Genomic DNA, 26,954 nt, shown 5'->3' on the forward strand with positions numbered 1-26,954 from the left:
GTCTCGGCCCAGCGGGGTCTACTTCTTGCCACGTTCCCTATTCTTGCTCCGCCCACGGGGGCTTGGCGGATTTCGAGCGCTCGGTCCCCGCGACTCGTCGGGAGCGGGCGGAATACCTCACATGGACCGAAGGGGAAGCGGTGGAGACGACGAGTACGAGGGTGCGGCACGGCACCATAGCTCCTGTCACCGCGGCGCGTTGGGCGCTGTGGACGTTCGTCGTGGTCAACCTGGCGATCGTCGAGATCCTGTTCATCACCACGGGCACGGGCAAGAACGGGGTGCTCACGGTCGCCAAGTTCTTCGGTCTGCACGCCGCCGTGCTGATGCTGTTCCAGCTGCTGCTCGTCGCCCGGTTGCCGTGGCTCGACCGTCGTATCGGCATGGACCGGCTGACGGTGTGGCACCGGTGGGTCGGCTTCACCCTGCTGTGGACGCTCCTCACCCACGCCGTGCTGGTGGTGCTGGGCTACGCGAGGCTCGACGACGCGTCGATGGCGAAGACCTTCTTCGCGCTGGCCGGGGTGCCGGCCTCCCTGCTCGGGATGCTGGCCGCGGCGATCGTGGTCGTGGTCGCCGCGGTCTCCGCCCGTGCGGTGCGCCGGCGGCTGCGGTACGAGACCTGGCACGGCCTGCATCTGCTGCTGTACGTGGCGCTGGGGCTGGCGTTCGTCCACCAGTTGCTGGAGACCACGACGTTCGCCTCCTCCGCGTTCGCGTGGGCCTACTGGTGGGCCCTGTGGCTGTTCGCGTTCGGCGCCCTGGTCGCGGGCCGGTTCGTCCTGCCCGTGTGGCGCAACGCCTACCACCGGTTCCAGGTCGCGGCGGTCGTACCGGAATCGGACGACGTGGTGTCGGTGCACGTCACCGGCCGCCACCTCGACCGACTGCCGGCCCGGGCCGGCCAGTTCTGCGTCTGGCGGTTCCCCGGACACAACCACTGGTGGCTGGCCAATCCGTTCTCGCTGTCGGCGGCGCCCGACGGCCGGACGCTGCGACTGACCGCCAAGGCGGTCGGCAGCGGCAGCGCCGGACTGCGCGAACTCCCGGTGGGGAGCCGCGCGTTCGTCGAGGGGCCGTACGGTGCCTTCACCTCGCTGCACCGGACTCGGCCCGATGCCCTGCTGATCGCGGGCGGAGTGGGAATCACCCCCGTCCGTTCCCTGCTGGAGGAGGAGGCGACCGGTGACGTGGTCGTGCTCTACCGGGTGCGCAGCGAGAGGGACGCCGTGCTGGTCGACGAGGTACGGGCGCTGGTCGCGGCCCGCGGCGGGCGACTGCACCTGCTGACCGGTCGCAGGGGTGAGGGAACACCGCCGTTCGAGCCGGGCAGTCTGCGGGCTCTGGTCCCCGACATCACCGAACGCGACGTGTACGTCTGCGGCCCGCCCTCGATGACCGCGGCCGTGCTCGGCGCCCTGCGTGAACTGGCGGTCCCCCGACGGCAGGTGCACGCCGAACGGTTCGGCCTGGCCTGACGATACGGCCGAACGTCCCGGCGCCGACAGGGTCCCTGCCGGCGCCGGGGCACCGCGCCGACGGCCCTCGCTCGTGCGACCACCTGTCGCAGCAGGGTTGTCAGGGGCATGCCTGCGCTCTACAGTCCGGAACAGAACGGAAATGGGAGCGCTCCCATACGGGGGAGCCGAGGAGCGCCCGAGCCAACCCATGTCCCGGCCGTACCTCCGAGAAGAGGTCCCCCATGCGACCGTCACCCCGTCTCCCGCGCACCGCGCGCCGCGCACTGGCCGCGTTCGTCACCGCGCTCGCGACCGTCGCGGCGCTCTTCGCCGTCACGCCCTCGGCCCAGGCCGACACGACCGTCTGCGAGCAGTTCGGATCGAGCGTGATCCAGGGGCGCTACGTCGTCCAGAACAACCGCTGGGGCACGAGCCAGCCCCAGTGCGTCACCACCACGGACACCGGCTTCCGGGTCACCCGGGCCGACGGTGCCGTCCCCACCAACGGGGCCCCGAAGTCGTACCCCTCCGTCTTCAACGGCTGCCACTACACCAACTGTTCGCCGGGAACCCGTCTGCCCGCCCAGCTCTCGGGCATCTCCAGCGCGCCGAGCAGCATTTCGTACGGCTATGTCGGTGACGCCGTCTACAACGCCTCGTACGACATCTGGCTGGACCCGACGCCCCGTACCGACGGCGTGAACCGGACCGAGATCATGATCTGGTTCAACAAGGTGGGACCGATCCAGCCCATCGGCTCCCAGGTGGGCACGGCGACCGTGGGCGGGCGTTCCTGGCAGGTGTGGTCGGGCGGCAACGGCACCAACGACGTGCTGTCCTTCGTCGCCCCGTCGGCGATCACGAGCTGGAGCTTCGACGTCATGGACTTCGTCCGCCAGGCCGTGTCCCGGGGGCTGGCCCAGAACAACTGGTACCTGACCAGCGTCCAGGCCGGGTTCGAACCCTGGCAGAACGGCACCGGGCTGACCGTGAACTCCTTCTCCTCGACCGTGGAGACCGGCGGGAGCGGCCCCGGCACCCCGGGCGGCGGCACGGCCTGCGCGGTGTCGTACGCCACCACCGTGTGGCAGGGCGGCTTCACCGCGAACGTCACGGTCACCAACACCGGATCGGCGCCCGTCGACAACTGGCGGCTGGCCTTCACGCTGCCCTCCGGCCAGAGCGTCACCGGCGCCTGGAACGCCTCCTTCTCCGCGTCCTCGGGCCCGGTCACGGCGAGCGCCCTGACACACAACGCGAGCATCTCCCCCGGTGCCGCACAGAGTTTCGGGTTCCAGGGCACCTACGGCGGCACCTTCGCCGCGCCGGCCGGCTTCAGCCTGAACGGGACCGCCTGCACCCGGACCTGAACACGACCGGCGCCGGCCCGCGGGTTCACGTGCTCACTTCGTCGAGGCCGATGTCCCGGGCGGCGATGCGCCCTCCGTCGAACGCGGCCCCGGCGACCGGGCGTGCGGCCGCGCACCCCGAGTAGGTGGTGACCCGGTGCGTCAGGCTGCCGCGCGCCGGTTCGGGCGTGTTCTGGGCGGTGCAGCCGTTGTTCCTGACGAACCGGTCGCGCATCGTCCGTCCGCCGGAGATGCCGAGGACGGTGTACCCGGATGCCGTGCACACCGAGGTGGGCGACGGGCTGGCTGCCACCGGCGCATCCGCTGAGCTGCCCGCCGTTCCGGACAGCGACCGCGCGGAAGACCGTCGGCCGGGAACACGCGAGCGCGTACGTCATGGCGGCGCCGTATCCGGGTCAGATCCTCCAGGAACGCAGCGCGTCCGCGACCTCGTAGATGGTCAGGCGGCTCTCGCGGACCTTCCTGATCAGGTCCGACAGAGCGCCGTAGGGCGGATCGATGCCCTGTGCCGCCTGCTCCATGTACTGGGCGGCGACGAACGCGGCGACGAGGCTGTTGCGGTGCGGCAGCGGCTCCAGGCGCGCGATGGTGTGCAGCAGCGCGGCCGCGCGCCAGGCGGCGTCGGGGTTCGACTTCTCCAGGGTGGGCATCCGGGTCTTGTGCCGGGCGACGGCCGCCACCAGAGCGGAGTAGTCCGTGACCGACACGTCCTCGCCGCCGAGGGCGGCCTCCTGGACGTCCAGCAGCCAGGAGACGTCGACGTACAGGGTCTCGCTCATCAGGCGGCGGTGACTCCCTGATCGCGCTGGGACGGCGGCACCTCGTCGGGGAAGGCCTCGTCGAACTCGCCGCGCAGCCGGTCCGCCCACGCGGTGGCGCCGGCGACGAACCGCTTGCGGTGCATCTCGCGGACCCCGAGATCGTGCATGTACTGCTTCAGGCTCTTGCCCTCGGCCGCCGCGGCCGCCCGCACACCTTCCATTTCCTCGTCCGTGAAGGACACGTTCAGTGATGGCATACCCAACATGGTACCTACTTGGCACCAGCCTGCGCCACCGTCTGCGGCACAGGCTTGGACGCCTCCGCCGACCGGGTCCGGGGCGGGGCCGAGGGGAGGTCCGCCTGCTGGAGTTCGGCGAGCAGCTCGCTCTGCCCTGCGAGCAGTTCGGTCAGGATCCGGCGGGCCGCGCGGAGCAGTTCGGCCACGTCGCCGCCGGCGAGGGCGTAGCTGACGGTGGAGCCCTCCCGGATGGAGACGACGATGCCGGAGCGGCGCAGGACGCCCAGCTGCTGACTGAGACTGGACGGCTCGATCTCGATCTCGCTCAGCAGGTCGCGTACGGGCAGCGGGCCGCCTTGGAGCAGTTCCAGGACCCGGATGCGCACCGGATGGCCGAGCATCCGGAAGAACTCGGCCTTCGCCTGGTAGAGGGGCACCTGCATGAGAATCGCTCGCTCCCTGCCGCTTTCGACGGACTCCGTGGGCACGGCGGCCTGTGTGCCACCGCAGGCCGTACTGCGTCCCCATCCTCGTGGATCCGGCCCCGCACACCCACGGGATTGACCCGATCTGGATATGTCCACTTGAAGAAATCTTCAACTCATGGGCGTGCGAGGCCATGGAGAACGCGTTTGTCTACACGTCGAGTTCGGCCCCGATGCGCCTGAGCTGGTGGCGGGCCATGGCCAGGTTCGACTTCGTCCGGTCGAGCACGAGGTAGAGGAAGAGTCCGTTGCCGCCGCGGCCCTTGAGCGGCTGGATGATGTGGTACTGACCGCCGAGGGTGATGAGCATGTCCTCGATCGCCCCCGTCAGCCCGAGGTGTTCCATGGTGCGGGTCTTGGCGCGGATCACGTCCGTGTTCCCCGCCGCCGCGACCGTCAGGTCGAGATCCTTTCCGCCCCCCAGCGTGCCCAGCGCCATACCGCTGGTGTAGTCGACGAGCGCGGTCCCCAGGGAACCCTCGATCGAGGTCATGATCTCCTTCAGGGAAATCTCCACATTGGCCATGTCGGCATCTCCTGTCGCTCGCTGCGCGGCTCGGGCAGTGCCCTCTCCGCCGGTATGAGGAACGTACGAGCTGCCCGCTCGCAGCACCCGCATAGTTCCGCTACTGAACGACGCATTCCCACATCACCGCGCCTGCGGATCACTTGTGATCGTCTGTGTTCGCCGGGCGACCGCACAGGGCGGCTGACCGGATCGGTCCGCTCGGGGACCCGATGCGGCCTGTCGCGACCGGGGCCGTACGGCCGAGGCTGGGGACATGACCCGAGCACTGATCGTCATCGATGTCCAGGAGTCCTTCCGCGCCGACCCGCTGTGGGAGGCCGTCTCCGATCCGAAGGTCGCCGACAAGGTGGACCGGCTGGTCCGACTGGCCCGCCGGGCCGGGGACCTGGTGGTGTGGGTCCTGCACGCCGAACCCGGGAGCGGCGACGTCTTCGACCCGGCTCTCGGCCACGTCCGGCTGCAGGCGGGACTGGAGCGCCGGGAGGGCGAGGAGCCACTGCTCCACAAGACCTCCCACAACGCCTTCAGCACCACCAACCTGCAGCAGCTCCTCACCGAACGCGGGGTCCGGGAACTCACCGTCTGCGGCATCCGCACCGAGCAGTGCGTGGAGACCACCGCCCGCCTCGCGAGCGACCTCGGCTACCTGGTCACGTTCGTCGTCGACGCGACCGCCACCCACCCGATCCCGTACCGCGACGCCCCCGCCGACCAGACCGTCGCCGAACTGCTCGCCGACCCCCGCACCCTGCCCGCCGACGAGGTCGTCCGCCGCACGGAGTACGCCCTCGCCGGCCGCTTCGCCACCATCGCGACGGTCGACGAGCTGGAGGCCGCGGCGGACCTTCCGGCATGATGACCGCATCGTGAGCCGGATCGTCTTCTTCCTGGTGCCCGGAGTCCATCTGCTGGACCTGGCCGGCCCCGCGCAGGTCTTCTCCACCGCGGCCGACTTCGGGCACCCCTACACCCTCACCTACGTCGCCGAACGGCCGCAGGTCCCCTCGGCCCAGGGGCTGCCCCTCACGGCCCGGACCGACTGGCCCGACCTCGCACCCGAGGACCTGATCGTCGTGCCCGGCTGGCGGACCGTGACCCTGGCCGACTCGCCCGCCGTCACCGACGCCTCCCTCAGGGCGCTGGCCGACCACCACGCGCGCGGCGGCACGGTGGCCAGCGTCTGTGCCGGCGCGGAGGCGCTCGGCCGGGCCGGTCTGCTCCAGGGCCGCCGCTGCACCACCCATCACGACGTGCAGGACGAGTTGGCTCTGCGCCATCCCGGGGCGGTCGTCGTCCGCGACGTCCTGTTCACCGCCGACGACCGGGTGATCACCTCGGCCGGCATCGCCAGCGGCATCGATCTGGCCCTGCACCTCGTCGCCGGACGGCACGGACCCGCCGTCGCCGCCCAGGTCGCACGCGACATGGTCGTCTACGCCCGCCGCAACGGCAACGAGCCGCAGTCCAGCGCGATGTTCCGGCACCGGTCCCACCTCGACGACACCGTGCACCGCGTCCAGGACCTCATCGACACCCGCTTCGACCGGCCTCTCCCGCTGACCGGTCTGGCCACGGCGGTCGGCGTCAGCGAACGCACCCTGACCCGGCTCTTCGGCCGCGCCACCGGTCTCACCCCGCTGCGCTACCAGCAGACCCTGCGTCTGGAGCGCGCCGAGCACCTCATCAGCCACGGTGCGACGGTCGACGCGGCCGCCCGCTCGGTCGGTTTCGAGGACGCCCGCATGCTGCGCCGCCTTCGCGCCCGCGCGTGGCAGACGCCCTAGCGTGAGGCTGGGCAGGGTGTCGGGGCGGCGGCTTCAGCCGATGTCCAGGTCGGTGTGCAACAGGTGGTGGTCCGAGATCTCCGAGAGCCGTACCTCGTGCCGGAGCGCGGTGATGCCGCGCAGGAAGACGTAGTCGAACTTGCTCTGCCAGTCGGTGGTCACCTCGCAGTCGCCGACCAGTGCGGGACGGCACTCGGGATCGGTGTCCGTGGCCAGCTTCCACAGCGGGGCGAGCTCGGGGGTGTCCGGCACCGCGTTGAAGTCGCCGACGACAACGGCACGGTCGTACCGGGCCACGACCGGGGCGAGCACGCGGACCTGCCGCGCCCGGACCTCCGGCTGCTGCCGTTGGGCGAGGTGCGTGTTGAAGACCCGGACGGACCGGCCGTCGATCTTCGTGGTGACCGCCATGTAGCCCCGGTCCTCGGATCCGCCGTCGGGGTACTCCACGTCGACGCGGTCCGTCATCGGTGCCGCCGAGAGGATCGCCTGGCCGTAGCCGCCCGGGCTCCACGGCACTCCCCCGCAACGGTTCCAGTTCCGCAGCACGGTCCCGTACTCGACGTGGTAGACCAGCCCGTGCAGGCTCTCCAGGTACTCCCGGATCCGCTCGACGTCACGCGCGCACGCTTCCTGCAGCCCGATGACCTGCGGCGCGTACTTGGCGATCTCCGCCGCCCGGTCGACGTTGCTCTCCTTGCAGGGGTTGCACATGTTCCAGGTCATCACCCGGTTCGGTACGACGTCCTTGACGGGGTCGAGGGGCTGCGATGGGGCGAAGAGGCCGTCGCCGGGCGAGCTGGAGCCCAGTATCACCACACAGACCACGGCGACGGCGCCGGTGAGCAACCGCGTTCCCTTCCCGAACACCATCGCCTCCCTGGGTGGATTCCGGTGGCAACCTGCTTGTCCCTGCACGAGGTTATGGGACGAGCCTGTGAGCGGCACACGACCGCCGTCGGCCGGAGAGCACGCGCGGCCGCTACTGGCCGGGGATGTCGAGCGCGGTTCCGTAGAGCCGGTCCACCCGCAGCCGGACGACCACGCGGCGTTCGGCGACCAGCTGTTCCAGGAAGGCGTCCTCGTCCTCGGGCTTCGCCTCCTTCGGGATGAGCCCGAGGAGTTCCCTCCCCACGGCGTCACCCGGAGCCGCGGTGGCCTCCGAGACCTCGGCCTCGCCCTCGGCCACGGCGAACGACCACACGTCGCCGCCCTGGACGTGCAGGGTCGCGCGCGGATTGTGCCGCAGGTGCTTGGCCTTGACCCGGTCGACGGTCGTCGAGAACCGCAGGAGGCGGGCCTCGGGATCCCAGCTGTACACCATGGTGGTCAGGTGGGGTCGGCCATCGCGCTTGACGGTGGCGAGCGTGCCGAACCGGTGCGTGCCGAGGAGACCGGAGAGGGCCTCGTCGGACAGCGGGCGCGGGGCCGGTCCTTGAGTCATGCTCTGATCAACTTCGCCGGGCCCGCCGATATTTCCCGGGCAGCCGGTCCGACGCCCTTGCTATGGTGCGCCGATGTCATCGATCAAGACGGTCCAGGTCACCTTCGACTGTGCGGAACCCGAGCGTGTCGCTCGCTTCTGGTGCGAGGTGCTGGGGTACGTCGTACCGCCGGCGCCGGAGGGGTTCACCTCCTGGGACGAGTACGACCGTTCCCTGCCGCCCGAGCGTCAGGGTGCGGGGTTCGTGTGCATGGATCCCTCCGGGGTCGGGCCCCGGATGTACTTCCAGCGCGTTCCCGAGGGAAAGGTCGTCAAGAACCGGGTGCACCTCGATGTGCGGGTGGGCACCGGGCTCGTGGGGGACGAGCGGGTGGCCGCGCTCGAGGCCGAGTGCGCACGGCTGGTCGCGCTCGGCGCGGTACGTGTTCACCTTCTGCGCGCCGACGAGTACAACGAGTCCTGCCTGGTGATGCAGGACATCGAGGGCAACGAGTTCTGCCTCGACTGAGCTTGGCGGGTCCGGTCGAGCGGCGCCCCTAAAGCGTGTTTCGGAAGTCCCTTCGTCGCCCGAAGGACGGCTCTGCGGCGTCGGGTGCGTGCTCTCGGCGTGCCGGGCGAAAGGCCTCGTACTGGGCGTACTCGGCCTTTCGTCCGGTGCGGCGGTGGGGGGTACCTCCCGGTCGAGCGAAGCCGAGACTGGGGGAGCGTGCCGGGCGTCGCAGAGCAGAAGGGACTTCCGAAACACGCTTTAGCTCGTTGTCGCCCACGGGCGCAGCTTCTCGGGGTTTCGGATCGCCCAGATGCGGGTGACGTGGCCGTCGGTGACGTCGAACGCGGCCACGGTCATGACGACGCCGTCGCGCCGGGCCACCAGGCCCGGCGCACCGTTGACCGACCGCTCCAGGAGTTCGAGTCCGGGCGCCCTGTCGGCGATGGCGACCATGTACTGGGCGATCCGCGCGCCGCCCTCGGCGGGGTGCAGCAAGGCACCGACCACGCCGCCGCCGTCGGCGGTCATCACGGCGCCCGGGTCGAGGAGGCCGACGAGGGCGGCGATGTCCTTGCTCTCCCACGCCTGCTTGACGTGTCTGACGACCTCCGCGCGCTCGGCCGTCGGCTCCGGAGCACGTGCGGCGCCCGCCCGTCGCCGGGCGGAGGCGGCCAGTTGCTTGCAGGCCCCGGAGCTCCGCCCGAGAACGTCGGCGATCTCGGCGAACGGATACCGGAAGACGTCGTGCAGCACGAACGCGACCCGCTCGGCCGGCGTCATGGACTCCAGGACGACGAGGAAGGCCATGCCCACCGATTCGTCCAGCACGATCTGGTCGGCCGGATCAGCGGGCCGCGCGGGGCCGACGGGGTCGGCGGGGCCCGCGGCGTGGACGCCACCGGCCGCGTGCTCCCACTCGGTGCGGTCCGGCAGCGGCTCGGGCAACCACACGCCGACGTAGCGCTCACGGCGGGCTCGCGCCGAGCGCAACAGGTCCAGGCAGATACGGCCGGTGACGGTCGTCAGCCACGCGCCGGGTGACTCGATCTCCTGACGCCTGCGGCTCGGCAGCCCGTACCAGCGCGCGTAGGCATCCTGTACGGCGTCCTCGGCCTCCGTCGCCGAACCGAGCAACCGGTAGGCGACATTGAGTAGTTGACGCCGCTCCCCGTCCACCGCCCGCACGCCCGTCGATCCGTCCACCGCCGCCCCCTCGCCCAACTCGCCTTACCTATCGCCGGCCCACGTCGTCGGACTGATGAGACCTTATCGATCCACTGCCCGAGGGCGTGAAGGAGACCGCGACATGGCCACCCAGGTGACGGCGACGGCGAACACCCAGCGCACTTCCTCATTCCTGCGGACCGCGATCGCGCTGCAGACCCTGACGATCTTCCTCCAGGCGATCTCCGCCGGACTGCTGCTGACCTCGACGTACGGCGCGACGCTGCACAGTGTCGGCGCGCGGGTGATGTACGGGGCGTCGATGCTCTACGTGCTCGCGGCGGTGCTGGCGTGGAAGCCGGGCGGCGGGTCGCCCCGGCCCGTCCTGCACGCGACCGGCTTCCTCGCCCTCGCCTCGGTGCAGGTCGTGGTCGGCATCGCCCATGTCCCGGCGGTCCATCTGCCCCTGGGAGTCCTGATGTTCGGCTTGAGCGTACTGGCACTGGCGCGGCGCTGAGACCCGGATGCCGCCCCTGCCTCCGCCGACCGGCTAGAAGATGCCGGCCTGCATGTGGCGTACGAGGTCGGCCAGGATCTCGCGGAGCCACGGGCTGCGGGCGGCCGGCAACCGGGCCAGGGTGTGCCGAAAGGCGCCCGGGTCCATGCGGAACGGATGGCTGGGACGCGGTGGGGGCGGATCGTCGCCGAGGATGTCGGCATGCTTTCCGCCCGATAGGAGGAGGGGCGGCGATGGTTCAGGGAAGACCAGCCACCGCCACACCCCGAACGGCAGCGGCACCGGGCGGGCGGCCGGGGTCACCGGGGTGGGTGCCTGGGGGGATGACTGGGTGGGTGCCGCCGTGGCCGCGCCCCACCGGCCGCCGGGGGGTGTCCACAGCTCCCCCGTCTGCGGATGGACCGGTACGAGGAGGAAGTCGGCGCCGGAGTCGGGGGCGGGGCACTCCGGCCCTGCGAGGACGGCTCGCAGCGTCGGCGGGTCGGCGGGCGGCCGCATCGGGCCGGCCGGCAGGAACGCGTCGAGGGCGCGTCGGAAGACCTCCGCCGTCAGGCCGTCCGGGACGGTCACGGGCCGGCCCTCCGAGGCCGCCAGCAGGTGTGCGAGCGCCCGGCCGGCCGCCGCCTCCCACTCCGGGCTCCACGACCACCAGTGGTGCGTGCCCGAGATCGAACCCCATGCGGCGATCGGCTCGAACGGCCGCGTGATCTGCGCCGTCTCCATCAGCTCCGACCAGGACAGCGGCGGGGCGTCGCCCACGCGGCGGCGGCGCACGGCGTTCGGGGAGAGCCACACCGCCTGCCAGAGCGAGCAGTCGTCGATCCGGCTCGCCACGGGCAGACCGCACGCCTCGCAGGCCATGTTGGGCCCGTCGGCCCCGTCCAGACCGCAGCAGTAGCCGCCGGCCTTCTCTGGGATCAGCCGGGTGCCGCGGGCGTCTCCGGGGGCGATGACGACCGCGCCGGGCGGGCCGTCGGAGAGGGCGGGGACCGGCGCGTGGACGCCTCGGGCCGCCGCCTCCTCCGGGTCGACCTCCTCCCACAACCGCCACGGTGGGCCGCTGGGCTCCACCTCCACGGCGAAGGTCCCCGACTCCATGAGCACCGGCAACTGAATCCCGTTCCCGTACTTCTGATGGGCGTGAACCGGCAGGGTGACCCGGGACAGTGGGGCGGTCAGCGCGGCACCGCACCCCACACACTCAAAAACGAACAACCGTCCTCCGCTGGGAAATTCAGAACGGCATCGTCGCAGTACAGCGACGACAGACCAACGTGTTTTCCGTTCGCAGCGGTACAGAAGCACTGCGCTGGCGCCCCGGGACAGCGGAGCTCCGGCAGGCCGAGGCCGCGGCGGGACCCCCCGCGTGAGCTGCGGGTGGGTGCGGCGGGGATACTGGTGGACGCACGTGCCCCTGCTTCCCGATGGACTCATGCCGACCTCCCCCACAGCTCGTCCCACTCCCCCGACGGTGTGGCCGGCACGCGGCCGCCACATCGGACCCGACGCGGAGGACGTCCTCCGTCGTACTCTGCGGCAGCTCAAGGACAGTCAGGTCATCGACGACTTCCTCGAAGTGCCCGACCCGGGGGGCGAGTCCCCGGAGCGGGTCTTCGAGGCCCGTTGGCGGGTCGCCGACGACGTGACCGTGCGTGCCCGACTCGCCCTCGCGCCCGACCAGGGCGGGGGCCGGGAATGGACCCTCCTCGCGGAGGCGGAACAGCCGTGGGATCCGGCGTGGCCCTCCCCCGTCACCCGGTTCTGGCCGGAGTACGGCGACTGGGACCACGACGCCGTCACCGGCCTGTCGCTGAGCAGGATCAACGCCCTCCCCGAGGACGACAAGGACGTACGGCGCGTGCTTCGGGACGCGGGGCGCGGAGGGTGGTGCGTGCACGTCGTCGTCCATGAGGCGATGACCACGGACGAGCGCGGTCAGTTGCCCCTGGCGCGCTGGCTGTCGCCGAGTCTGCGCCACCGCGTGGTCGAGCACCGTGCCGCCCCGCACCAGGTACGGGTCGTGAACTGGGCGCTGCGTGAGTTCGACGCCGAGGTACCGCGCGGCGGTGCCGTGGTGCTGCCCGGCACTCCGGCCCCCTCCGGCTACGACACCGAGGACTTCACCGTACGCACGGTGTTCCTGGACGGTTCGGAGCCGGTCGCCCTCGTCGCGGCGGTCACGCGGTTCGCCGCGCTGTCGCGCCCGCTGCCCGACGGCGCCGACGAGGCCCTCACGGCGCTGCGGGACGACTGGCACCTGCTCACTCTCGAGGAGGAACTCGCGCGGGAGCGGAAGCGGGTGGCGATGTACGCGGAGGCGCTGGAGGCCATGACCGCTTCCCGGGACCTGTACCGGGAGGCGACCGAGCGCGCCCATGAGGCGCTCGCCGCCTACCGTGAGTCCGCCGAGGCCGCCCCCGCCGCGCAGCCGCCGTCCGGGAAGCCGGCGGTGTCCCCGTTCCAACAGCTGGCGCGCACGCTGGAGCGCTTCAAGGGCGGCCCCAAGGCCTCCTCGCGTCCCGCCGCCACCGATCACGGAGAGGAATCCGCGGAGGGCGCCCCGTCCACCGGCACGGAACTCGGCTCGGAACTGGGCGCGGAGCGGCGGGGCAGCGACGGGGCGTAGCCCCCGGGTCTACGGTCTCGGGTCTACGGTCTCGGGTCTCGGGGCGAGGCCCCGGTGACGGGTGTCAGGCGAAGGCTTCGCACAGGGCGGGCAGCAGGGTCTTCTCCGACCAGTCCAGGTACGCGGGCTGGGACTCGCCGCCGATCTGGACGAGGGCGATCTCGGTGAACCCGGCCTCGGCGTACGGGCGTACGGCCTCGACGAACGCGTCGGGGTCGTCGCCGCACGGGATGGACGCGGCGACGTCGTCGGGCGTGACGTACTGCGTGGCCGCATCGAAGGAATCCGGGTGCGGCAGTTCCGAGTTGACCTTCCAGCCGCCACCGAACCAGCGGAACTGCTCGTGCGCGCGCCGTACGGCCGTGTCGCGGTCGGTGTCGTAGCAGACGGGAAGTTGACCCACGCGCGGCTTGCCCGTGCCGCCGTGCCGGTCGAACGCCTGGAGCAGCCCGGCCTCGGGCTCCGTGGCGATGACCAGGTCGCCGAGCCTGCCCGCGAGGGAGCACGACTGCTCGCCGGAGACGGCGATACCGAGGGGCGGCGGGTCGTCCGGCAGGTCCCAGAGCCGGGCGGACTCCACGTCGTAGTGCGTGCCGTGGTGGTTCACATGGCCGCCACCGAAGAGCGCCCGGATGATCTCCACCGCCTCTTCGAGCATCTCGTGCCGGACGTTCACGGACGGCCAACCGCCGCCCACCACGTGTTCGTTGAGGTTCTCCCCGGAGCCGAGCCCCAGCCGGAAACGCCCCTCGGACAGCAACTGCATCGTCGCCGCCTTCTGCGCCACCACCGCCGGGTGGTAGCGGAACGAGGGACAGGTCACATAGGTCATCAGCGGTATGCGTGACGTGGCCTGGGCGGCCGCGCCGAGGACACTCCACGCGTACGGTGAGCGGCCCTGCGAGCGCAGCCACGGGAAGTAGTGGTCGGAGGTCACCGAGAAGTCGAACCCCGCGGCCTCCGCCCGCACCACGTGGTCGACGAGGTCACGGGGGCCTGCCTGCTCGGTCATCATCGTGTAGCCGATTTGCACCATAATCGGCCGGGTCCCCGCCTGAGCGGATCAGAAACAGCCGACAGGAAGGTCAGGTGGTGGGTGCCACGCGCCACGCTTCGAGCACGGCCCCCAGCTGCCGCAGCGGGTCCTCGCCCACGAAGCGCAGGACGACCGTGTCGGCGCCGGCATCCGCGAGCGCCCGGACGGCGCCGGAGGCCCCGGCGGCGTCGCCGGAGACAGTGAAGACCTCCTCCTGGGGACGGCCCAGCCAGGCGCCGTGCCCCTCGGTGTGGGGGTGGAGGGTACGGGCGACCTCGCCGGGGTCGTCACCGACGCACGCGAAGGCGAAGACGGTGAGTGTGTGGTCGGCTGTCGCGCCCCCCTTGGCGACGAGCTCGCGGGTGTGCTCCAGGTCGCGCGGCCCGTGGCCCTCGGCGATCAGTGTGCCGTCGGCGACGCGGCCGGACAGTTCGAGGGAACGGGGACGCACCACGCCCGCGACGACCGGCGGGACCTCGGTCGGCGCGTGCACCAACTCGACTCCGTCCAGCCGTACTTCACGCCCCGCCAGTGCTACACGCTCACCGCGCAGCAGCGCGCGCACGGAGGTGATCGTCTCCTCCAGGAGCGCCAGCGGGGAGCGGGGCGCGACACCGACCTGGGCCATCCATTCCCGTACGCCGTGCCCGATGCCGGCCACCAGCCGGCCGGGGAACACCCGGGCCAGCGTGGCCAGTTCCATCGCCAGCAGCGCCGGGCTGCGCAGCGGGGCCGGAGTGATGCCGATGCCCACCCGCAGACGCTGTGTCGCGCCCAGAGCCACGGCCGCCGCCGTGACGCCGCCGTTCCAGCCGAGGTCCTCCACCACCCACAGGTCGTCCACCCCGAGCGCCTCGGCCCGCCGCGCGAACTCCGGCAACCCTTCCGGGGCCCAGTCGCGGTCGTACATCACACCGATCCGTACGTTCGTCATACGGGCGAACCTACGTGGCGTCAGGCGAGCGGATCAACGGCGTATCCGCCCCGCGCCCGGACCGTGGACGGCAACCGACACCCCACACCGACACCGACAACCGGAGAAACGCCGTGTGCGTCCTACTGGGTCCGCGGAGGCGTCCCACCGCACACAATGAGCCACCGACGAACCTGGGAGGAACCGCAGTGGCCGACTACTCACTGACCCTCGACGACTCGGAGATCGCGCGCTACCGGCTCATGGCCGACATCGCCGAGCGGCGCGAACGCGAGTTGTGGGCGGCCGCCGGGGTGGCGCCCGGGGCGCGGATCGCGGACGTGGGATGCGGGCCGGGTGCGCTGTCCGTGCGGCTGGCGGACATCGTCGGGCCCGAGGGCGGCGTGTGGGCGGTGGACCGCGACGCCGACGCGCTGGCCGTCGCCTCCGCGCTCGCCGAGCGCACGGGCGTCCGCGTGCACACCGGCACCGGATCCGCCGACGCCACCGGCCTGGCCGAGGGCACCTTCGACGTGGTGATGCTCCGTCATGTGCTGGCCCACAACGGCGGCCGGGAGCAGGCGATCGTGGACCATCTCGCCGAGCTGGCCAGGCCCGGCGGCGGCGTGGTGTACCTCGTCGACGTCGACGCGACCGGTTTCCGGCTGCGGGGCGCGCCCGCCGCGTACGACGAGATGCACGAGCGCTACCGGGAACTGCACCGGCGCCGGGGCAACGATCTCGCGGTCGGGACCCGGCTGGACGAACTCCTCGCCTCGGCGGGCCTCGACGTCATCGCCTACGAGGGCCACATCAATGTCATGACTCCCCCGCCCGGCATGCGCGGTCCCGCCTGGGCGGCACGTGACGCCCTGCTCTCCGAGGGTCTGGTCACTGCCGACGACATCGCCCGCTGGGACGACGCGTTCGCCGACATCGGACAGGACCTGAGCGGCCTGCGGTTCTTCGGCAACACCTATGTCGCCGTCGGCCGCCGCACCTGAGGGGGTCACTCGAAGGAGCAGCCCGGGTTCGGGGCGTCCTCGGAGAACGGGGAGCCGTGGGGCAGGACGTACAGGACGACCAGGACGAGCGGGGTGTCGCCCAGGTTGCGGCCGATGTGGACGTAGCCGGGGCCGGCCGGTTCCTGGATGCGGTCCCCAGTGCGGTAGACGCCGTCGGTCTCGCAGGTGGAGTCGTAGTGGCTGAGGGTGCCCTGCTTGACGACGCCATACAGCGGTCCGTCGTGGTAGTGCCAGCCGGTGGCCTGGCCGGGCGGGATCGTGACCTCCCGCAGGATGTAGTCGGTGCCGTTCACGGTGGTCCGGCTGAGGACCCGGCCGCTGACTCCCGGTCCCGCCGGGGTGGCATGCGCGGTGCCGCCCCATACGAGGGCTGCGGCCGTCACAGCCCCGGCGACGGCGGTACGGAACGTGCGGCGCATGCGGGCCTCCTGCAAAGCGAGTGAGCACGGTGAGGGCAATGAAGACGGTGAAGACAGTGAGGACATGGTCGTCGCCGTGAACATAGGCCGTTTCAGGGGCTGTTGGGCCTGCCTCCGGTGAATCCGCACACGTCCTGGCGAAAGTCGGCGCGTTCTCGTCGACGGGCGTCGGCCATGCGGGGTCGCCGGGTCGACTGACGCCGAGCGGTGAGCAACTCGCCGTCCGGCCGGGCGGACTCGGCCGAGCGGACACGGCCGGGCGGCGAGTGTGCGCGTCAGTCCACGATCACGTCGGGGAGCGCCTGCGGGGTCCGTCCGACGAGCAGGCCGCCGAAGTCGCCCTCGACCTCGGCCTTCTCCGCCGCGTTCGGATACGGGTTCTTGCACGCGGTGCCGGCGGTGGAGCCGGACATCAGGCTGGAGCACGGTCCCGGCTTGCGGTCGGGCAGGCCCAGGATGTGGCCGAGTTCGTGGGCGGAGATTCGGATCGTGTCGTAGCCCTGGTCGACGGCCTGGCGTCCGATGTAGACGGTGCCGTTGCCCAGGGTCGTGGGCAGGGCGCGCGGCCAGCCGTTGTCCGCGAGGACCCGGATGTTGGCGCGTTGGCCTGCCGCGGCCGGCCTCAGCTCGACGGCGTCGACGCTCTCGTTCCAGATCGCGGCGCCCCGGTCGACGGCGCTCCTGAACTCCGCGGAGCCACTCGCGTCGTAGGTGAGGACCCGGGCGGCCGAGGGGGCGGGGGCCGCGTCGGGGGCGGCGGCGACCGCTGGGCCGCCGACGAGGGACAGGGACACCAACAGGGCTGCTGTCAGGCCGCCGGTCAGCGTACGGACGTGCATGATCGACCTCCTTGTGGGGGAAGGTTAGTCGTGCTCATGACACTATCGGAGCTGCCCGCCCGGGGTGGCGATGAATCCGTCAATCCGCCCGCCCACGCGTGGAGTTGTCGCGCGGCATGACAGCCGGACGGGAGAGGGCGGGCGGTGCACCGGGGTCACCCGGTCCGTGAGAGCCTTGCTCCGATCATGGATGGATCGATCGGTGTCGAGGCCGGAGGACGGGACATGGCCATCAACCGGCCGGGGCTGGGCGAGGATCTGCCGTCAGCGGAGGTGCTGTGGGCGCGGTGGGCCCTGATCGCCGTGCTGGAGGCGACCACCGCGGACGAGGAAGCGGGGATCCACCGCTCGGGGACCTGGGTGGACGACGAGGGACTCCATCTGGACGACGGCGGCTGCACGTGGTGGGGCCTCGAGCCGCGCGGTGAGGGCCGGTACGTGCTCTACGGCGAGGACGAGTCGAGCGGGGTCAAGTGGCACGAGCCGCCGGTCGACATGTTCGTCGGCGCACCGGGCTGGCTCCCCCGCGAGCACCTGCGGGATCTGCTGTCGGGTAATCAACTGGGCTGTGTCTACTGGTTCGAGAACGGCGGCTGGGCCCGCGCCCCCTATCCGGCGAGTCTCGGCGACGACGGGCTCGACTGCGGCATGAGCCGCTTCGTCGACCGGAAGGACGTGCTCAGGACGATCGCCGACGAGGACCACGGCACCATGCCCACGCAGGACGCCGAGACACTGTTGGAGCACGCCGAGAACTACCGGCTGACGCCGGACCTGCTGATGTCGCTCGTCGACGAACCCGACTGGCGCGAGCTGGACCGGCCCGCGATGACCAGAGCCCTGCGTCTGGCGGGACTGGACCGGACGTAGACATGTCCCGTGAAGCCCGGTTGGCCACGCACGCCGCCGTCGCCGCGTCGCTGGCGCGGTGCGGCGACCGCGAACTGCGGGAGCTGGTCGACGCCGCCACCCCGCTGGGCTCCGGCATCGGCGGAACGTCGGTACTGCTGGATGTCGACGCGACACCGGTCTTCGTCAAGCAGGTGCGCCTGACCGATCTGGAACGGCGCCCGGAGCACGCCCGGTCCACGGCGAACCTCTTCGGGCTGCCGGTCCACTGCCAGTACGGTGTCGGCAGCGTCGGCGGACCGGGGTTCGGGGCCTGGCGCGAGCTGGCCGTACACGCCATGACGACGAACTGGGTGATCGCGGGAGATCACGAGGGCTTCCCCCTGATGCATCACTGGCGCGTCCTCCCCGACGCCGGTCGCCCGCTCCCCGAGGAACTGGCGGACGTGGAACGGGCCGTGGCCTACTGGGGAGGCGGTCCGGGCATACGCCGCCGGATCGACGAACTGCGGCACTCCTCGGCGAGCCTCACGTTGTTCCTGGAGTACATCCCGCACAACCTGCACGACTGGCTGGGCGTTCGGATCGGGGCCGGCGACGGGGCGGCCGAGCGGGCCTGCGCCATGGTGGAGGGGGAGCTGGAAGCGGGCGTGTCGTTCATGAACGACCACGGGCTCCTGCACTTCGACGCGCACTTCCAGAACATCCTCACCGACGGCCGACGGCTCTACTTCGCCGACTACGGTCTCTCCCTCGCGTCGAGCTTCGAACTCACCCGGGCCGAGGCGGACTTCTACGACGCGCACCGCACCTACGACCGCCACTACACCGTCACCCATCTGGTGAACTGGCTGGTCGTCGCCCTGTACGGGTGCGCCCCGGAGGAGCGTCAGGAGTTCGTGCGCGCCTGCGCCCGGGGCGAGTTCCCGGCGGGCATGCCTCCGGCGATCGCGGCGGTCCTCCGTCGTCACGCGCCGGTCGCCGTGGTGATGGGCGACTTCCACCACCGCTTCCGCCACCAGAGCAGGACCACCCCGTATCCGCTGGAGGAACTGAGCCGAACCCCGCACGGCGACGCGCGGGGCCCGAGGTCGGGTGGGCGGGTCAGGGGCAGCTGAGGCGGGTGTCGCCCGCGTCCGTGGTGCGGGAGTGTAAATCTAACGGCCCTGTCTCACATTCGGTGGTGACGGAGAGTCGTAAGGGTCGTTGACATTCGCGTGAAGGATGTCAACGAGCTTGTGCAGACGGTGTTCTCGGGTCTTTCCCCGCTGGTCGTCGAGGATGTGGTCGATGAAGGTGAGCGGATCGTGGTGCGGGCACGGACTCCGCGGGACACTGCGGTCTGCCCGGTGTGCGAGGCCCCGTCGGAACGCGTGCACGGCTATCACTGGCGGACAGTCGCGGACGTGCCGGTCGATGAGCGACGGGTGGTGGTCCGTGTGCGGGTGCGGCGTCTGGTGTGTCCCACGCGCGGCTGCCGCCACACCTTCCGCGAACAGATGCCCGGCGTCCTGGACCGGTACCAGCGACGCACCGCTCGTCCGACCAGGCAGGTGAAGGCCGTGGTCAAGGAGTTAGCGGGCCGGGGCACGTCTGCTGGCGATATTGGCGGTGAGCCTGTCGCGTCACACGGCCCTGCGCACCCTGCTGCGGATCTCGCTGCCCACCGGGCGGGTGCCCCGTGTGATCGGCGTCGACGACTTCGCCCTGCGCCGGCGGCACCGCTACGCCACCGTGACCACCGATGCCGAGACTCATGAACGGATCGACGTGCTGCCCGGCCGCACGGCCGACACCCTGGAGGCGTGGCTGCGCGAGCATCCGGGCATTGAGATCGTGTGCCGTGACGGCTCAGCGACCTATGCTGAGGCGATCCGGCGCGCCCTGCCTGACGCGGTGCAGGTCGCGGACCGGTGGCATGTGTGGCACAACCTGTGCGAAGCCGCTCTGAGCGAGGTCAAGGCGCACAGCACCTGTTGGGCCACCGTGCTGGACGCGCCCATCCACGACGGGCCCCGCGCCCAGACGACCCTGGAACGCTGGCACCAGGTCCACGGGCTGCTCGACCAGGGCATCGGCTTGCTCGAGTGCGCCCGCCGTCTCCAGCTCGCCCTGAACACCGTCAAACGCTACGCGCGAGCCGACCGGCCCGAGCGCATGCTCCGCGTCCCCAAGTACCGCGCCAGCCTCGTCGACCCCTACCGCGAGCACCTGCGCAAACGCCGAGCCGATGACCCCGGCGTCCCCGTCAACCACCTCTTCGAAGAGATCAAAGCCCTCGGCTTCACGGGCTGCCTGAACATCCTGCACAAGTACATCAACCAGGGCCGCGCGGACGCCGACCGCAGCCATATCTCCCCGCGCAGGTTCGCCCGGATGCCGCTGACCAGGCCCGACAACCTCAAGGCCGAGCAACACGAGCTCCTGGCCAAGCTCACCACCGCCTGCCGCGAGATGACCCAACTGGCCGCCGGTATCAGGGACTTCGCCCCGCTCCATACGCCACACGCCGACAACGCCGACTCGCTCACGCGCTGGATCGCCCAAGTCCGAGCAGCCGACCTGCCCCATCTACATGCCTTCACCCGCGGCCTGGACCGGGACGTCGACGCCGTGATCGCCGGACTCACGCTTCCATACAGCAACGGCCCCACCGAGGGCGTCAACACCAAGACCAAGCGGATCGCACGCCAGATGCACGGACGAGCAGGCTTCACCCTGCTTCGCCACCGCATCCTCCTCGGATAGCGGCACGCTCCGTCACCACCGAATGTGAGACAGGGTCGGTGAGCGCACCGGTCAGGCCGACTGTGGACCTGACGGTGAAGATGCGGCCGCGACCGCACACCGTGTGCGGCCGGCGACGCGGCCCACCGTGTGCGGCCGGCGACGCGGGCCGCCGGCCGCGCGTCGGCGCGGAAGACACCGGGTGCGGGGGCATCACCATCCCGGCGGGCGAACGTGTGGCCGTCATGTACGCCTCCCCCAACCGTGACGAACGCCAGTGGGTCGATCCCGAGCGATTCGTCGTCACCCGGAAGCCTGCCGATCACCTGCTTCGGTGTGGCATCCACTCTTGCGTCGGCCAGAACCTGGCCAGCTGGGGCGCACGCCCTTCTCACGGCGCTCCCGGCCAAGGTGCGCCGGTTCGAGATCGGCGAGCCCGAGTTCCTCGTGAACAGCCCCCTGCATGGACTGAGCAGGCTTCCCTGCCGGATCGTCACCCGAGCCTGCCCCTTGGGCCCTCCCTGTGTGAGTTGGGTGTCCCAGGGGGCCCGCCGATGCCGATCACCCGGTCTCGACCTGCGAGAACTCAAGTTGTTCGAGTGACTCCATCGATTAATTAAGTCGGTATGGTAGGTGCATGGCTCATGTCTCAGCGGCCGAGCGCCGTCCTCAGTTGATCAAAGCGGCCATCGAACTCATGGCGAGGGAGGGAGTCGCTGCCGGCAGTACCCGTGCGATCGCCGCCGAGCTCGGTGTCGCACAGGCCACGGTGCACTACACGTTCGGCACGAAGGAGGATCTCTACCGGGCCGTCATCCAGCACCTGACCCAGGAGATGGTGAGCCAGGTGCGGCAGGCCGCACCTGACGACGCCGGCTTCGAGGAAACCATGGGGGTGCTCGCCTCCGCCCTGTGGCGCACGGTACGTCACCAGTCGAGCAGCTATCAGCTGCTCACCGAACTGACCATGTTCGCGCTCCGGTCGCCCCATCTCCGCGAGGCACTCGAAACGCACAATCTCGGCGTCCTCAGCGTGACGTCGGAGCTGGTGACGGACGCGGCCGAGCGTGCGGGCCGGCAGCTCGCACAGCCGGCGAGTACGGTCGCGCGGTTCTTCCTCGCCGGATTCGACGGACTCGTGCTGCAGCACCTGACACACCCCGACGACGAGGCGGAACTCTCCTGCCTGCAGGCCTTGATCTCCTCGACGCTGGCCCTCGCCGCCGGTCGTCTGGAGCTGGTCGCCGTACCTCATGACCTGATCGAAGGAGATCTGTCGCGCACTTGACCCGGCCCGGCAGAGTCGCTGGGCCGCGCTCGGGGTGCCATGACGGGTGCTGGGGCTGTGCTCGGCGGCCGCCCTGCCCGGCGCGGGCCGCGCAGGTGTGGCGGGGCCTGCGGTGAGGCCCGTGGACGATCGGAGCTCTGCGGCGCGGTGTGCGAAGCGCGGCGGCGGAACCTGGCGACGCTCGTGCGGAGGCGGGACGATGTCCGTCACCAGAACGGCGTCCGCCGTACGGCCGGGAACGCCCGAGCGGTTCGGCAGGGGCAGTCGGGACGCCGTGCGTTCGCACCGCGGTCCCACACTGCGCCCGCCGAGCCGCTGCCGGGGGTCGCACGAGGGGTGAGTCACTGGAGGGGGTCATCGAGCACACATCACCGGACCGGCGCCACGTCGTGCTTCCGTACGGTCGGCACGCTCTCGCTCGCCGAGACCGTCATCCTCAGAATGGGCAGTGACGCCACGAAGGTGCCCACTCCCAGCAGGATGCCGAGCGCCGTGACTCCCGCGGTGTCCAGGAGTGTTCCCACGAGGAGTGGCCCGAAGCCGACTCCCATCGCACTGGCCCCGCTGAGCGAGGCCACCAGCCGTCCGGTGGAATCGAGGGCCGCCGCGGCACCGAGTGTCTGTACGAGCACGGCGAGCTGAGCAGCCTGCCAGACGACGGCCATGGCGGTGAACAGCAGGGGCGAGTGGGTGAGGACCAGGAGCGCCATGCACACGGCCTGGACGACGACGAATCCGGCCAACGACCGCATGCGCCCGAGCCGCCCGGCGACGTAGGGACCCGCGACGGCACCGGCCAGCGCCACCACACTGGAGACCGCGAGGACGATCGAGAGGTTCGAGGGCGACATGCCGGTGTTCTCGTGTCCGAGAACGGCGGCGTAGGACCATGCCCCCTGGGTCACCGCCCACAACAGCGCCACCCCGGTGAGCAGAACCGCGGACGGCCTGGAGGCCGTCTTGGCCTTCTCCCCTTGGACCACTCCTGCTCGCGAGGTCGGTGAGGCGTCGGGCAGTCGTCCCACCGACGGCCAGCCCATGAGGCAGGCCGCCACCATCACCAGGAAGCCGAACCCCTCGCTCAGGCTGTGGTTCGCGGCGGGCACGGCCATGAGCAGCAGGGCCGAGGCGCAGACCGTTCCGACGACGGTGACGGTGGATGCCTTGTCGGGGTCGTCGGTCGAGGCGAGGGCGGCCGTCGCCATGGCGTAGACCAGGCCCAGTCCGACTCCGATGACCAGATTGGACAGGACGAGGGTCACCGAGCCGGAGGAGAAGGCGGCTCCCAGGAAGCCGGCCACCGCCACCACGAGACCGAGGCGGGCCGACCTCACCCGGCCCGGCCGGGTGGCCCGCCCCGACATGGTCAAGGTCATCACCGCGGTCGCCAGCAACTGTGAGGCGGCGACGAGGCCGGACTCGAAGTCGGACATCCTGAATCGTGCTGCCATGTCCTCCACGAAGACGGGCATCACATTCGAGCCGGCATTGCCCAGCGTCACCCCTGCCACCAGGGCTACCAGCAGACCGAACGTCAGGGACGAACCTTCGCGCTTCGTCATCTGCCACTCCGATCCGGGTTCTTTCGCGGAGGCTGGACTCGTTCTCCGAAACGCACAGGCTCAACAGTCATGGGGACCTCTCAGACACAGGGAGGAAAGGGATCCGTGTGGGTCATGGACGGGACCATGACCCACACGGCAGGAGACGGAGAGGGCGTCAGCCGGTCCAGACGTCCTCGTTGTAGTAGCCGGACTCCGCCAGGGCATCGAGCCATGCGGTGGCTTCCTCGTGTGAGGAGCCCGTCCTGTCGCGGTTGATGGTCATGAAGGCCTCGCGGACGGCGGGAGCCATGCGCCGTCCGTCGCCGCATACGTAGACGCGGCCTCCCACTTCGACGGCGTCCCAGACCTCCTCCGCGTCGTGCAGGATGCGGTCCTGGACGAAGCGCCGACCGTCCTCGGGGGCGTGCGTGAAGGCGCGGCGGAGCCGTACGGCACCGGCGCGTTCGGCGTCCTCCAGCTCGTCGCGGTGCAGGAAGTCGACATCGGGGTGGTCGCAGCCGAAGTAGCACAGGGCGGTGCCGGTGCTGATCTTTCGGTGGGCCCGGTCGAGGACGGCACCGCGGAAGGGTGCGAGACCGGTTCCGGCGCTGATCAGGATGACCGGGTCGGCGGAGTCCTGGGGAAGCCGGAAGGCGTCGTTGCAGGGCAGGACTCGGGCCTGGACGACGTCACCGGCGTCGACCGTCTGCACGTAGTGGGAGGCGATGCCGTGGAAGGTCCCCTCGCCGCCGCGGTGGGGCTGGGCCAGCAGGGAGACCATGAGGTCGACCTCGCCCGGGGTGGCCTCGGCGGAGGAGGAGATCGAGTAGGGCCGGGGACGCTGGACCGGGAGGAGTTCCAGGAAGCGTTCGAAGGGCAGTTCACACGCCGCGTACCGCTCGACGAGGTCCAGGACGCTACGGCCGGTGATCCCCTCCTGGAAGGTCTCCGGGTCCGCGCCGGCGAGTTCGGCCAGGGGCCGCTTCTCGGGCGGGCACGCGGTGTGTTCGGCCAGGACGGCGACCTGCTCCTGGGTGGCGGGGTCCTGGAGCTCGACGAAGTCGGTGAGCAGACGGCGCAGGGTCAGGGGGCGGTCGACCGGGAGGGCGTTGCGGCTGCGCCGACGGGCCCGGAGGCTGACGGTGCGGTCGAGGTCGAGTGCGAAGCGGTCGGCGACGCGCTGGACGAGGGAGACGGGGTTGCGGGGCAGAACGGCGAGGTGATCGCCGGTGCGGTACGTGACCCCGTCGGGAAGACGGAGCTTCAGGAAGCGCTTGGAGCGGCCCAGTGGGTTGTCCATGTCGACGAGTTCGTAGGCGTCGAGCACCTCCATGGGCTGTACGCCGTGGCGGGCGGCCAGCTCCCCGGTGACGGAGTCCGTCGTCTCCTGGAGCTCGTACAGCCCCTGGTCACTGTCGGCCCCCTCGGCTGCCGGCCGCTGTGCCGCATCGGAGCCGCCGGAGGTGCCGTACTCGGCGAGCAGTGTCGTCCACAGCGCGCCGGTGAAGCGGTCGACGGCACCGCCGAAGTCCCCGGCGGCGTCCGCGGCGGCCCGCTCCATCAGGCGGGTGGCGCCGGCCGCGGCCAGGCGCTCGTCGATCAGGGTGGGGATGCGCTGGTAGGTGGCCGCCCAGTTGCGGTCACCCACACCGAGCACCGTGTAGGACAGACCCTCCAGGGATCCCGGCTCCAGCTCCTCCAGCCAGGAGACGAACCGGTCCGCGTCGTCGGTGGGCCGGCCGTTGTAGGAAGCGGCCACGATCACCACCGGGCCTTCCTGGTCGGCCAGTCGGCCCACGGCATCGTTCAGCGGGGCGGCGGAGGCGGCGAAGCCGTACTCCTCAGCCTCACCGGCGAGATCCCGTGCGATTCCCACGCACGTGCCCAGGTTCGAACCGTGCAGCACCCGCAGTCCGGTGCCCGGCACCCTCGCCGCGTCGGCACGAGGCCCGCTCTGCTCGACGGGCCCGGCCACGGCCGCCGGTATACGACGGTCGCCGGTGCCGCGCCGCACGAGCCGGAGGGCGAAGTCCGTCGGCTTGATCGTCAGTCCCTGGTTGACCTTCAGCTCGTAGTCGGTGTGGTCGATGAGGCGGTAGCGGTGCACCAGCATGGCCAGGACCAGAGTCGCCTCGTGCAGCGCGAACTGGCGTCCGATACAAGCCCTTTCACCGTTGCCGAACGGCTTGAACAGGTGCACCGGCCGCGCGGCCTCCCGCTCGGGGGCGAAGCGCTCGGGGTCGAACAGCTCGACGTTGTCACCCCATGCGGGGTCCCGGTGCAGGGCGGGGGTGGTGACCATCACCATGTCGCCCTTGCGGACGGCGTACTTGCCGCCGATGACCGTGTCCTCGAGGGGCTCCACCGCGTACGCGGGAGCGGTCGGCCACAGCCGGAGGGTCTCGTTGAGGATCTGGCGGACGTAGGCGAACTTGCCGATGTCGGCGTACTCGGGGTCGATTTCGTCGGTGTCCCCCCACAGGGCGTCCACCTCGGCCTGGGCCCGCGCCAGCACCTCCGGGTGCTTCGTCAGGTAGTACAGGGCGAAGGACAGCAGTCCGCTCGTCGTCTCGTGCCCCGCGATCAGGAAGGTGATCGCCTGGTACCGGATATTGGTGTCGTCGAGGGGCTCACCCGTCTTCGGGTCAGGGGTGTGCAGCATCCGCCCGAGCAGATCGGTCGTGGATGTGTCACCCGACGCCTTGCGCTGGGCGATCACTTCGTCGACCAGGCTGTTCATCAGGGCGACGTCATTGTCGAGCTGATCCGTCTGCTTCCAGCGGAAGATCTCGGTGCCCGGAATCGACTCGCCCTTGACCTGGATGTACTTCAGCGATCGTGTCATCGCCTCGACGAAGGGGTGCAGTTCGTCACTGCGGAACGACTCGAAGTCGTAGCCGAACCCGCAGAGCCCGATCGTGTCGAACGTCATCCGTGTCGTGTCGTCGGAGACGTCGACGGCGGTTTCGCCTGCCGCCCGGTCCCACTTGTCGATCAGATGGCGGGCGACCTTGAGCATCGTGCCGTGGTAGTCACGCATCCCGCCGAGCGAGAACGCCGGCATCAGGATGTCATGGGCCTTGCGCCAGTTCGGTTCCTGGGTGTACGCCGTGATCAGACCGTCGCGGCCGAGCACCCGAGCACTCTCCAGCTCCTGATGGACGGCCTTCTGGAACCGGGTCTCGTCGGCCAGTTCGGTGACCAGGTCCAGGCCGTGGGCCATGATGATCTCGTTCCCGAAGGCCTTGAGCTTGAACAACGGCCCGAAGTCCTTCGCCTCCTTCATCAGGTACAGGAGGCCGTCGAACCCGGAGGGTATGTCGAGCGCGTGCCCGACCAGGGGAAGTGAGGGACGCTCAGGGATCGGTTCGGTCATGGGCGCGGACTGGTTGGTCATGTCATACCTTTCTGTTCCCATGGGGAGCGGTGCGGTGGTCCACCGCTC

Annotated in this window: 25 protein-coding genes and 2 pseudogenes; 12 read left to right on the forward strand and 15 right to left on the reverse strand. The window is 70.7% G+C overall.

Annotated features, from left to right (window positions below; translation table 11 throughout):
• Positions 1-140: 140 nt before the first annotated feature.
• Positions 141-1,478 (forward strand): ferric reductase-like transmembrane domain-containing protein, encoded by a 1,338-nt coding sequence (locus P8T65_RS03325; protein ID WP_399098254.1) that lies wholly within the window; start codon positions 141-143, stop codon positions 1,476-1,478.
• Positions 1,479-1,702: 224 nt separating this feature from the next.
• Positions 1,703-2,830 (forward strand): GH12 family glycosyl hydrolase domain-containing protein, encoded by a 1,128-nt coding sequence (locus tag P8T65_RS03330; protein ID WP_316723901.1) that lies wholly within the window; start codon positions 1,703-1,705, stop codon positions 2,828-2,830.
• Positions 2,831-2,855: 25 nt separating this feature from the next.
• Here the strand turns inward: P8T65_RS03330 and P8T65_RS03335 are convergent.
• The 5 genes and pseudogenes from P8T65_RS03335 to P8T65_RS03355 all read right to left on the reverse strand — a co-directional run.
• Positions 2,856-3,219 (reverse strand): annotated as a pseudogene (locus P8T65_RS03335) (hydrolase); the annotation flags it as partial.
• A gap of 6 nt (positions 3,220-3,225) precedes the next feature.
• Positions 3,226-3,609, reverse strand: a complete 384-nt coding sequence (locus tag P8T65_RS03340; protein ID WP_316723902.1) for a toxin Doc — start codon at positions 3,607-3,609, stop codon at positions 3,226-3,228.
• Positions 3,609-3,848, reverse strand: a complete 240-nt coding sequence (locus P8T65_RS03345) for a hypothetical protein (protein WP_045561349.1) — start codon at positions 3,846-3,848, stop codon at positions 3,609-3,611. Before P8T65_RS03345 ends, P8T65_RS03340 begins: the two co-directional genes overlap by 1 nt.
• Before the next feature lie 14 nt (positions 3,849-3,862).
• Entirely contained in the window at positions 3,863-4,273 is a 411-nt protein-coding gene (locus tag P8T65_RS03350) for a metalloregulator ArsR/SmtB family transcription factor (protein WP_316723903.1), read from the reverse strand.
• Positions 4,274-4,466: 193 nt separating this feature from the next.
• Entirely contained in the window at positions 4,467-4,841 is a 375-nt protein-coding gene (locus P8T65_RS03355; RefSeq protein WP_230223414.1) for a hypothetical protein, read from the reverse strand.
• Positions 4,842-5,097: 256 nt separating this feature from the next.
• Here P8T65_RS03355 and P8T65_RS03360 point away from each other — a divergent pair, with 256 nt between their 5' ends.
• A complete protein-coding gene (locus P8T65_RS03360; RefSeq protein ID WP_316723904.1) occupies positions 5,098-5,700 on the forward strand; it encodes an isochorismatase family protein in 603 nt (200 codons plus the stop codon).
• A gap of 10 nt (positions 5,701-5,710) precedes the next feature.
• On the forward strand, positions 5,711-6,628 hold the full coding sequence (locus tag P8T65_RS03365) for a DJ-1/PfpI family protein (protein WP_316723905.1): 918 nt from the start codon (positions 5,711-5,713) through the stop codon (positions 6,626-6,628).
• Between the two features lie 33 nt (positions 6,629-6,661).
• On the opposite strand, the gene P8T65_RS03370 is transcribed toward P8T65_RS03365, so the two are convergent.
• Positions 6,662-7,501, reverse strand: coding sequence for an endonuclease/exonuclease/phosphatase family protein (locus P8T65_RS03370; protein ID WP_316723906.1), 840 nt, complete (start codon positions 7,499-7,501; stop codon positions 6,662-6,664).
• A 109-nt stretch (positions 7,502-7,610) separates the two neighbouring features.
• The gene (locus P8T65_RS03375; RefSeq protein ID WP_316723907.1) at positions 7,611-8,072 is read right to left on the reverse strand and encodes a TIGR03618 family F420-dependent PPOX class oxidoreductase; all 462 of its coding nucleotides are present in this window, start codon (positions 8,070-8,072) and stop codon (positions 7,611-7,613) included.
• Positions 8,073-8,145: 73 nt separating this feature from the next.
• Here P8T65_RS03375 and P8T65_RS03380 point away from each other — a divergent pair, with 73 nt between their 5' ends.
• Positions 8,146-8,580: a VOC family protein gene (locus tag P8T65_RS03380; RefSeq protein WP_316723908.1), complete on the forward strand. Its 435-nt coding sequence runs from the start codon at positions 8,146-8,148 to the stop codon at positions 8,578-8,580.
• A 240-nt stretch (positions 8,581-8,820) separates the two neighbouring features.
• Here the strand turns inward: P8T65_RS03380 and sigJ are convergent, their stop codons facing one another.
• Positions 8,821-9,765, reverse strand: a complete 945-nt coding sequence (gene sigJ / locus P8T65_RS03385) for an RNA polymerase sigma factor SigJ (RefSeq protein WP_316723909.1) — start codon at positions 9,763-9,765, stop codon at positions 8,821-8,823.
• 103 nt (positions 9,766-9,868) lie between these two features.
• On the opposite strand from sigJ, the gene P8T65_RS03390 reads away from it, so the two are divergent.
• Positions 9,869-10,243 carry a hypothetical protein gene (locus tag P8T65_RS03390; protein ID WP_316723910.1) on the forward strand — a complete coding sequence of 125 codons (375 nt, stop codon included), beginning with the start codon at positions 9,869-9,871 and terminating at the stop codon, positions 10,241-10,243.
• Between the two features lie 33 nt (positions 10,244-10,276).
• Here the strand turns inward: P8T65_RS03390 and P8T65_RS03395 are convergent, their stop codons facing one another.
• Complete coding sequence (locus tag P8T65_RS03395; protein ID WP_316723911.1) at positions 10,277-11,458, reverse strand: hypothetical protein; 1,182 nt, start codon at positions 11,456-11,458, stop codon at positions 10,277-10,279.
• Positions 11,459-11,675: 217 nt separating this feature from the next.
• Between P8T65_RS03395 and P8T65_RS03400 the strand changes: the two genes are divergently transcribed.
• Positions 11,676-12,869 carry a hypothetical protein gene (locus P8T65_RS03400; RefSeq protein ID WP_316723912.1) on the forward strand — a complete coding sequence of 398 codons (1,194 nt, stop codon included), beginning with the start codon at positions 11,676-11,678 and terminating at the stop codon, positions 12,867-12,869.
• A gap of 64 nt (positions 12,870-12,933) precedes the next feature.
• Here the strand turns inward: P8T65_RS03400 and P8T65_RS03405 are convergent, their stop codons facing one another.
• Both P8T65_RS03405 and P8T65_RS03410 read right to left on the reverse strand, forming a co-directional pair.
• Positions 12,934-13,905: an LLM class F420-dependent oxidoreductase gene (locus tag P8T65_RS03405; protein WP_316723913.1), complete on the reverse strand. Its 972-nt coding sequence runs from the start codon at positions 13,903-13,905 to the stop codon at positions 12,934-12,936.
• Positions 13,906-13,954: 49 nt separating this feature from the next.
• On the reverse strand, positions 13,955-14,839 hold the full coding sequence (locus P8T65_RS03410) for an LLM class flavin-dependent oxidoreductase (RefSeq protein ID WP_316723914.1): 885 nt from the start codon (positions 14,837-14,839) through the stop codon (positions 13,955-13,957).
• A 188-nt stretch (positions 14,840-15,027) separates the two neighbouring features.
• Here P8T65_RS03410 and P8T65_RS03415 point away from each other — a divergent pair, with 188 nt between their 5' ends.
• Positions 15,028-15,822, forward strand: a complete 795-nt coding sequence (locus P8T65_RS03415) for a methyltransferase domain-containing protein (protein ID WP_316723915.1) — start codon at positions 15,028-15,030, stop codon at positions 15,820-15,822.
• A 5-nt stretch (positions 15,823-15,827) separates the two neighbouring features.
• Here the strand turns inward: P8T65_RS03415 and P8T65_RS03420 are convergent, their stop codons facing one another.
• Positions 15,828-16,262 (reverse strand): cupin domain-containing protein, encoded by a 435-nt coding sequence (locus P8T65_RS03420; protein WP_316723917.1) that lies wholly within the window; start codon positions 16,260-16,262, stop codon positions 15,828-15,830.
• Between the two features lie 275 nt (positions 16,263-16,537).
• Positions 16,538-17,101, reverse strand: a complete 564-nt coding sequence (locus P8T65_RS03425; protein ID WP_316723918.1) for a snapalysin family zinc-dependent metalloprotease — start codon at positions 17,099-17,101, stop codon at positions 16,538-16,540.
• Between the two features lie 186 nt (positions 17,102-17,287).
• Between P8T65_RS03425 and P8T65_RS03430 the strand changes: the two genes are divergently transcribed.
• The 4 genes and pseudogenes from P8T65_RS03430 to P8T65_RS03445 all read left to right on the forward strand — a co-directional run bounded on the left by P8T65_RS03430 (position 17,288) and on the right by P8T65_RS03445 (position 21,965).
• A complete protein-coding gene (locus tag P8T65_RS03430; RefSeq protein WP_316723919.1) occupies positions 17,288-17,971 on the forward strand; it encodes a hypothetical protein in 684 nt (227 codons plus the stop codon).
• Between the two features lie 2 nt (positions 17,972-17,973).
• A complete protein-coding gene (locus tag P8T65_RS03435) occupies positions 17,974-19,068 on the forward strand; it encodes a protein kinase family protein (protein ID WP_316723920.1) in 1,095 nt (364 codons plus the stop codon).
• 129 nt (positions 19,069-19,197) lie between these two features.
• A pseudogene (locus tag P8T65_RS03440) lies at positions 19,198-20,698 on the forward strand (ISL3 family transposase).
• A gap of 616 nt (positions 20,699-21,314) precedes the next feature.
• Positions 21,315-21,965: a TetR/AcrR family transcriptional regulator gene (locus tag P8T65_RS03445; protein WP_316723921.1), complete on the forward strand. Its 651-nt coding sequence runs from the start codon at positions 21,315-21,317 to the stop codon at positions 21,963-21,965.
• 368 nt (positions 21,966-22,333) lie between these two features.
• Here P8T65_RS03445 and P8T65_RS03450 read toward each other — a convergent pair whose 3' ends face one another.
• Positions 22,334-23,527, reverse strand: coding sequence for an MFS transporter (locus P8T65_RS03450; protein WP_316723922.1), 1,194 nt, complete (start codon positions 23,525-23,527; stop codon positions 22,334-22,336).
• Positions 23,528-23,684: 157 nt separating this feature from the next.
• Positions 23,685-26,906, reverse strand: a complete 3,222-nt coding sequence (locus P8T65_RS03455) for a cytochrome P450 (protein ID WP_316723923.1) — start codon at positions 26,904-26,906, stop codon at positions 23,685-23,687.
• Positions 26,907-26,954: the final 48 nt, after the last annotated feature.

Origin of the sequence: Streptomyces sp. 11x1 (assembly GCF_032598905.1) — a bacterium.
GTDB lineage: Bacteria > Actinomycetota > Actinomycetes > Streptomycetales > Streptomycetaceae > Streptomyces.

Excerpts from the sequence above, each read along its gene's own strand:
- P8T65_RS03345 (WP_045561349.1), bottom strand. The coding sequence starts at position 3,848 with ATGCCATCACTGAACGTGTCCTTCACGGACGAGGAAATGGAAGGTGTG.
- P8T65_RS03360 (WP_316723904.1), top strand. The coding sequence starts at position 5,098 with ATGACCCGAGCACTGATCGTCATCGATGTCCAGGAGTCCTTCCGCGCC.
- P8T65_RS03340 (WP_316723902.1), bottom strand. The coding sequence starts at position 3,609 with ATGAGCGAGACCCTGTACGTCGACGTCTCCTGGCTGCTGGACGTCCAG.
- P8T65_RS03330 (WP_316723901.1), top strand. The coding sequence starts at position 1,703 with ATGCGACCGTCACCCCGTCTCCCGCGCACCGCGCGCCGCGCACTGGCC.
- P8T65_RS03420 (WP_316723917.1), bottom strand. The coding sequence starts at position 16,262 with ATGCGCCGCACGTTCCGTACCGCCGTCGCCGGGGCTGTGACGGCCGCA.
- P8T65_RS03375 (WP_316723907.1), bottom strand. The coding sequence starts at position 8,072 with ATGACTCAAGGACCGGCCCCGCGCCCGCTGTCCGACGAGGCCCTCTCC.
- P8T65_RS03425 (WP_316723918.1), bottom strand. The coding sequence starts at position 17,101 with ATGCACGTCCGTACGCTGACCGGCGGCCTGACAGCAGCCCTGTTGGTG.
- P8T65_RS03430 (WP_316723919.1), top strand. The coding sequence starts at position 17,288 with ATGGATGGATCGATCGGTGTCGAGGCCGGAGGACGGGACATGGCCATC.
- P8T65_RS03390 (WP_316723910.1), top strand. The coding sequence starts at position 9,869 with ATGGCCACCCAGGTGACGGCGACGGCGAACACCCAGCGCACTTCCTCA.
- P8T65_RS03410 (WP_316723914.1), bottom strand. The coding sequence starts at position 14,839 with ATGACGAACGTACGGATCGGTGTGATGTACGACCGCGACTGGGCCCCG.
- P8T65_RS03350 (WP_316723903.1), bottom strand. The coding sequence starts at position 4,273 with ATGCAGGTGCCCCTCTACCAGGCGAAGGCCGAGTTCTTCCGGATGCTC.
- P8T65_RS03405 (WP_316723913.1), bottom strand. The coding sequence starts at position 13,905 with ATGGTGCAAATCGGCTACACGATGATGACCGAGCAGGCAGGCCCCCGT.
- P8T65_RS03400 (WP_316723912.1), top strand. The coding sequence starts at position 11,676 with ATGCCGACCTCCCCCACAGCTCGTCCCACTCCCCCGACGGTGTGGCCG.
- P8T65_RS03355 (WP_230223414.1), bottom strand. The coding sequence starts at position 4,841 with ATGGCCAATGTGGAGATTTCCCTGAAGGAGATCATGACCTCGATCGAG.
- P8T65_RS03455 (WP_316723923.1), bottom strand. The coding sequence starts at position 26,906 with ATGACCAACCAGTCCGCGCCCATGACCGAACCGATCCCTGAGCGTCCC.
- P8T65_RS03445 (WP_316723921.1), top strand. The coding sequence starts at position 21,315 with ATGGCTCATGTCTCAGCGGCCGAGCGCCGTCCTCAGTTGATCAAAGCG.
- P8T65_RS03450 (WP_316723922.1), bottom strand. The coding sequence starts at position 23,527 with ATGACGAAGCGCGAAGGTTCGTCCCTGACGTTCGGTCTGCTGGTAGCC.
- P8T65_RS03380 (WP_316723908.1), top strand. The coding sequence starts at position 8,146 with ATGTCATCGATCAAGACGGTCCAGGTCACCTTCGACTGTGCGGAACCC.
- P8T65_RS03435 (WP_316723920.1), top strand. The coding sequence starts at position 17,974 with ATGTCCCGTGAAGCCCGGTTGGCCACGCACGCCGCCGTCGCCGCGTCG.
- P8T65_RS03370 (WP_316723906.1), bottom strand. The coding sequence starts at position 7,501 with ATGGTGTTCGGGAAGGGAACGCGGTTGCTCACCGGCGCCGTCGCCGTG.